This is a genomic window from Mesorhizobium sp. M7A.F.Ca.CA.004.12.1.1, from assembly GCF_003997835.1.
Classification (GTDB): domain Bacteria; phylum Pseudomonadota; class Alphaproteobacteria; order Rhizobiales; family Rhizobiaceae; genus Mesorhizobium.
In genome coordinates this window covers 1-5,210 of the sequence record NZ_RZRK01000445.1, presented here as the reverse complement: position 1 = coordinate 5,210, position 5,210 = coordinate 1, and the positions used below count along the sequence as shown (strand labels likewise).

At 62.3% G+C, this 5,210-nt stretch carries 6 protein-coding genes and 1 pseudogene; 1 reads left to right on the top strand and 6 read right to left on the bottom strand.

All coding sequences use genetic code 11. The features are described from left to right. Positions 1-114: 114 nt before the first annotated feature. From EN984_RS22020 to EN984_RS22000, 5 genes are all read right to left on the bottom strand, one after another. Positions 115-999, bottom strand: coding sequence for a F0F1 ATP synthase subunit gamma (locus EN984_RS22020; RefSeq protein ID WP_127267284.1), 885 nt, complete (start codon positions 997-999; stop codon positions 115-117). Positions 1,000-1,030: 31 nt separating this feature from the next. Continuing rightward, positions 1,031-2,560: a F0F1 ATP synthase subunit alpha gene (gene atpA / locus EN984_RS22015; protein ID WP_127267283.1), complete on the bottom strand. Its 1,530-nt coding sequence runs from the start codon at positions 2,558-2,560 to the stop codon at positions 1,031-1,033. Next, positions 2,560-3,120 (bottom strand): F0F1 ATP synthase subunit delta, encoded by a 561-nt coding sequence (locus tag EN984_RS22010; protein ID WP_127383945.1) that lies wholly within the window; start codon positions 3,118-3,120, stop codon positions 2,560-2,562. Before EN984_RS22010 ends, atpA begins: the two co-directional genes overlap by 1 nt. Before the next feature lie 246 nt (positions 3,121-3,366). Then, on the bottom strand, positions 3,367-3,762 hold the full coding sequence (locus EN984_RS22005; RefSeq protein ID WP_127267282.1) for a DUF4345 family protein: 396 nt from the start codon (positions 3,760-3,762) through the stop codon (positions 3,367-3,369). 95 nt (positions 3,763-3,857) lie between these two features. Further along, positions 3,858-4,553, bottom strand: a complete 696-nt coding sequence (locus EN984_RS22000) for an aspartate/glutamate racemase family protein (RefSeq protein ID WP_127267281.1) — start codon at positions 4,551-4,553, stop codon at positions 3,858-3,860. Between the two features lie 69 nt (positions 4,554-4,622). On the opposite strand from EN984_RS22000, the gene EN984_RS21995 reads away from it, so the two are divergent. Continuing rightward, positions 4,623-4,889 (top strand): type II toxin-antitoxin system Phd/YefM family antitoxin, encoded by a 267-nt coding sequence (locus tag EN984_RS21995; RefSeq protein WP_236382932.1) that lies wholly within the window; start codon positions 4,623-4,625, stop codon positions 4,887-4,889. Between the two features lie 24 nt (positions 4,890-4,913). On the opposite strand, the pseudogene EN984_RS21990 reads toward EN984_RS21995, so the two are convergent. Next, positions 4,914-5,210: pseudogene (locus EN984_RS21990) on the bottom strand (primosomal protein N'); the annotation flags it as partial.

Here is a 5,210-nt window from a genome sequence, read left to right as displayed (position 1 = left end):
GCGGCCTTGGGGGCTGCCTTCTGGGGGGTCGCTGCTTTCGCCATCGTCTTTACCCTTTTTCGTCCTTTGTTTCTCACGCGGTCCAGTCGCGGGTCGATGACCCGCGAACCACGCCTAGAGCGCCTCGGCGCCCGAAATGATTTCGATCAGTTCCTTGGTGATCTGCGCCTGCCGCTGGCGATTGTAGGTGATCGACAGCTTGTTGATCATGTCGCCGGCGTTGCGCGTCGCATTGTCCATGGCGCTCATCTTGGCGCCCATTTCGCCGGCCACGTTTTCGAGCAGCGCCCGGAAAACCTGCACGGAGATGTTGCGCGGAATGAGGTCGGAGAGGATTTCGCCCGGCTCCGGCTCATATTCGTAGACGGCGTTGCCGCCATCAATCGCCTCGGCAGGAGCCGAAGCAATGCCGGCCGGAATGATCTGCTGCGCGGTCGGGATCTGGCTGATCACCGACTTGAACTGCGAATAGAACAGCGTGCAGATGTCGAAGCCGCCTTCGTTGAAGAGGTGGATGACCTTCTTGGCGATGGCATCGGCATTGACGAAGCCGAGTGTCTTGACCTCGCGCAGGTCGACTCGGTCGATGATCATCGACGCGTAGTCGCGGCGCAGGATGTCGAAACCCTTCTTGCCGACGCAGATGATCTTGACCTGCTTGCCGTCGGCCAAAAGCTTGCGGATATGGTCGCGGGCAAGGCGGGCGATCTGCGAATTGAAGCCGCCGCACAGGCCGCGCTCGGCGGTGCAGACGACGAGCAGATGCACGTCATCCTTGCCGGTGCCGGTCATCAGCGCCGGGGCATCGCCGCCGCCGCCGATTGCCTGGGTTATGTTGGCCAGCACGGAACCCATGCGCTCCGAATAGGGGCGCGCCGCTTCCGCAGCCTCTTGCGCACGGCGCAGCTTCGCCGCGGCGACCATCTGCATCGCCTTGGTGATCTTCTGCGTCGCCTTGACCGAGGCGATACGGTTACGAAGGTCTTTTAATGAAGGCATGCTTCAAACCTGATCCCGTCTTGCAATTCGCTCAGGCGAAGGTCTTGGCGAAAGCGTCGATCTCGGCCTTCAGCTTGGCGCGCAGATCGTCCGACAGCGCCTTTTCCTTGCGGATGGCTTCGAGGACGTCCTTGCCGGCCGAACGCATGTGGCTGAGCAGGCCATGCTCGAACTTGCCGACCTGGTTGACCGGCAGCTTGTCGAGATAGCCGTTGACGCCGGCGAAGATCACCGCGACCTGCTCTTCCGTCTTCAGCGGCGAGAACTGCGGCTGCTTCAGGAGTTCGGTGAGGCGCGATCCGCGGTTGAGCAGGCGCTGGGTGGCGGCATCGAGATCCGAGCCGAACTGCGCGAAGGCCGCCATTTCGCGGTACTGCGCAAGCTCGCCCTTGATCGAACCGGCAACCTGCTTCATCGCCTTGATCTGCGCGGCCGAACCGACGCGGCTGACCGACAGACCGACGTTCACCGCAGGACGAATGCCCTGGAAGAACAGGTTGGTCTCGAGGAAGATCTGGCCGTCGGTGATCGAGATCACGTTGGTCGGGATATAGGCCGACACGTCGTTGGCCTGCGTTTCGATGATCGGCAGCGCGGTCAGCGAACCACCGCCCAGATCGTCGTTGAGCTTGGCCGCGCGCTCGAGCAGGCGCGAGTGCAGGTAGAAGACGTCGCCCGGATAGGCTTCGCGGCCCGGCGGGCGACGCAGCAGCAGCGACATCTGGCGATAGGCGACGGCCTGCTTCGACAGATCGTCGTAGCTGATCAGCGCGTGCATGCCATTGTCGCGGAAATATTCGCCCATGGTGGCGCCGGCGAACGGCGCCAGGAACTGCATCGGTGCCGGATCGGAAGCGGTGGCGGCGACGATGATCGAATATTCGAGCGCGCCGCGCTCTTCCAGCACCTTGACGAACTGCGCGACGGTCGAGCGCTTCTGGCCGACGGCGACGTAGACGCAGTAGAGCTTTTCCTTCTCGGGGCCGTTGTCGTGCACCGACTTCTGGTTGAGCATCGTGTCGAGGATGATGGCGGTCTTGCCGGTCTGGCGATCGCCGATGACCAGCTCGCGCTGGCCGCGGCCGACCGGGATCAGCGCATCGATGGCCTTGAGGCCGGTCGACATCGGCTCGTTCACCGACTTGCGCGGAATGATGCCGGGCGCCTTGACGTCGACGCGCTTGCGCTCGACCGCCTTGATCGGACCCTTGCCGTCGATCGGATTACCGAGCGCGTCGACGACGCGGCCGAGCAGGCCTGGGCCGACGGGGACGTCGACGATGGCGCCAGTGCGCTTGACGATGTCGCCTTCCTTGATGTCGCGGTCGGCGCCGAAGATGACGACGCCGACATTGTCGGCTTCGAGGTTGAGCGCCATGCCGCGGATGCCGCCGGGGAATTCGACCATTTCGCCGGCCTGGACATTGTCGAGGCCGTAGACGCGGGCGATACCGTCACCGACGGACAACACCTGTCCGACTTCGGAGACCTCGGCCTCCTTGCCGAAATTCTTGATCTGGTCTTTCAGAATTGCGGAAATTTCCGCGGCGCGGATGTCCATCAGCCGACCTCTTTCAGTGCAAGCTTGAGCGAATTGAGTTTGGTTTTGAGCGACGTATCGATCTGGCGCGAGCCCATCTTGACCACCAGCCCGCCGAGCAGCGACGGATCGACGGTGACGGAGATAGCCACGTCCTTGCCGGCAACGCTCTTCAGCGCCGCCTTGAGTTCGGTCTGCTGGGCAGCCGTCAGTTCGTGAGCCGACGTCACTCCAGCAGCGGTCTCGCCACGATGTTCGGCTGATATCTGGCGGAACGCCCTGATCATGCCGGGAATGGCGAACAGCCGGCGGTTACGGGCGACGACGCGCAGGAAATTGCCGGTGAGGCCGGCAATCCCGGCCTTGTCGGCGATTGCCGCGATGGCCTTCGCCTGGTCCTCGCTGGAGAACACCGGGCTGTTGATCAGCCGGGTGAGATCAGCGCTGCCCGCGAGCATGGCTTCGAAGCTGTTGAGGTCAGCTTCGACCTTGGCCACGGAATTTGCCTGCAGGGCGAGTTCGAACAGCGAACCCGCATAGCGTTCTGCGACACCTGAGATTGGCGATGACGATTGAGCCACGGACCGTCTTTTCTCTTGTCTGACAGGCCGTAGATTGTTGGCGCGAGCAAAAACTCTGGCTAAATCTTTGACCTTACTGCATTTTTTCAAGCACGGAGACGCGGCTTCCGCTATCCCCGGCCGAAAGTCGATTGCCGTCTAGCACAGGCATTTTAAGACCGCAATGCGTCGTTCCGCATGGTTTTCAGGCACTATTGTCGCATCCGGCGAAAGTCACCCGTCTTCCATCGCGGAATACCCAACGATTCAAGGCAGAAAGCCGAAGGCAAAGGCGAGCGGCAACGCCGCCAGCACCAATTCCACCACAATGGAAACCCAATTGAAAGGCGTGTTGGCGCCATCCGACATCATCGACAGCAGCCGGCCGAAGGCGGTGAACAGCCAGGAGAAGCCAAGCGCCATGTAGATCAGCGGCTGCGCCAGCAGGATACAGCACAGGCCGACGCCGAGATAGAAGCCCGACATCCTGCCGCGCCCCTCGGCGATCGCCGCAGCCTTCTCTGGTTTGACCTGCAAGCGCAGGGCATGGAAGGCGAGGCCAGGGGCCAGAAAAAACAAAAGACCGAGCAGCACGGTGACGACGGCGCTCGACCAGGCCAGCCATTCGCCCTGGCTCGTCGGCCATGGAAGCGCAAAATCCATCTTGTCCCCTCGAAATGCCTGTTTTGAAATTCCGGGCATTCTAGCGGAGGAAAAGAAGCGCGCCAGATGGATCCACGCACTTTAGGCGGCGCGCATCAACCGAGCGCGAATTCCACAGCCGCCTCGGCATGGATGCGCGTCGTGTCGAAGACCGGGATGTCGAAATCCTGCTCGCCTATGAGCATGGTGATCTCGGTGCAGCCCATGATGACGCTGTCGGCCGCCTCTTCGCGGCGCAGGCGCTCGGTCTCGGCGATATAGGCCGCCTTTGAAGTCTCCTTGACGATGCCCTGGCACAACTCGTCGTAGATGACGCGATGGACCATGTCGCGCCCGGCACTATCGGGTACGACAGGGTTCAAGCCAAATCTGTCGGCGAGCCGGCCCTTGTAGAAATCCTGCTCCATGGTGAAGCGCGTCGCCAGCAGTGCCGGACGCTGCATGCCGGCGCGCTTGACCGCCACCGCGGTGGCATCGGCGATGTGGATCAGCGGGATCGACACCGACGCCTGCACTTGGTCGGCCAGTCTGTGCATGGTGTTGGTGCACAAAAGCAGACCCTCCGCGCCGCCGGCCTCGAGCTTGCGTGCGGCTTCGACGAGAAGCACACCGGCGCCATCCCAGTCGCCATGATGCTGCCGCTCGGCGATTTCGGCGAAGTCGAATGACCAGAGCAGAAGCCTGGCCGAATGCAAGCCGCCCAGCCGCTCGCGCACGATCTCGTTGAGCAGCCGATAGTAGATGGCCGTCGATTCCCAGCTCATGCCGCCCAGAAGGCCAAGGGTTTTCATTGCGCGAGCTGTTCCTTTTCCTAGGCGATCCTCGATACTATAAACACATGAGACCACAAGGAGGTCGCAGTGAAAACCGTTCAGCTTCAGCAGGCCAAGGCGACACTCTCGGCAATTGTGGAGGCCGCGGGAAATGGCGAGCCAACCATCATCACAGAAAACGGCAGGCCGGCTGCCATGATCGTCCCGGACGATGAAGGGCGAAAGCTCTATCCGCAAGACAGTCGGAGAAATTTGGCTGATTGGTTACTCGGTATCCCGGCGGCATCGAATTTGAGCGAAACGAATCGCCGTCACGAGATGCCGAGTTTTGAGCCGCCCGACGTACCTATTTGAATCCACCTACCAAGCGCCCGGCAACTACAAAAAACTCTGCGGATCGATATCCACCTGCACCCTGACCGAGCCGCGCTGCTTCGGCCCATTGGCAAGCATCGCGCGAATAAAACCTTGCATGTCGGCGCGCCGTTCGCCCTGGATCAGCAGACGGAAGCGGTGGCGGCCGCCGAGCAGGGACAACGGCGCCTCGGCTGGACCCAGCACGAACAGATCTGACGCCTCGGGCGCGGCGCGGCGCAGGCCGCGTGCATGGCCCTCGGCTTCCGCCCGCGTCACCGCACTGACGATGACGCCGGCGAGCCGACCGAAGGGCGGCAG

Coding starts and splice junctions, on each gene's coding strand:
- EN984_RS22020 (WP_127267284.1), bottom strand. CDS start 999: ATGCCTTCATTAAAAGACCTTCGTAACCGTATCGCCTCGGTCAAGGCG.
- atpA (WP_127267283.1), bottom strand. CDS start 2,560: ATGGACATCCGCGCCGCGGAAATTTCCGCAATTCTGAAAGACCAGATC.
- EN984_RS22005 (WP_127267282.1), bottom strand. CDS start 3,762: ATGGATTTTGCGCTTCCATGGCCGACGAGCCAGGGCGAATGGCTGGCC.
- EN984_RS22000 (WP_127267281.1), bottom strand. CDS start 4,553: ATGAAAACCCTTGGCCTTCTGGGCGGCATGAGCTGGGAATCGACGGCC.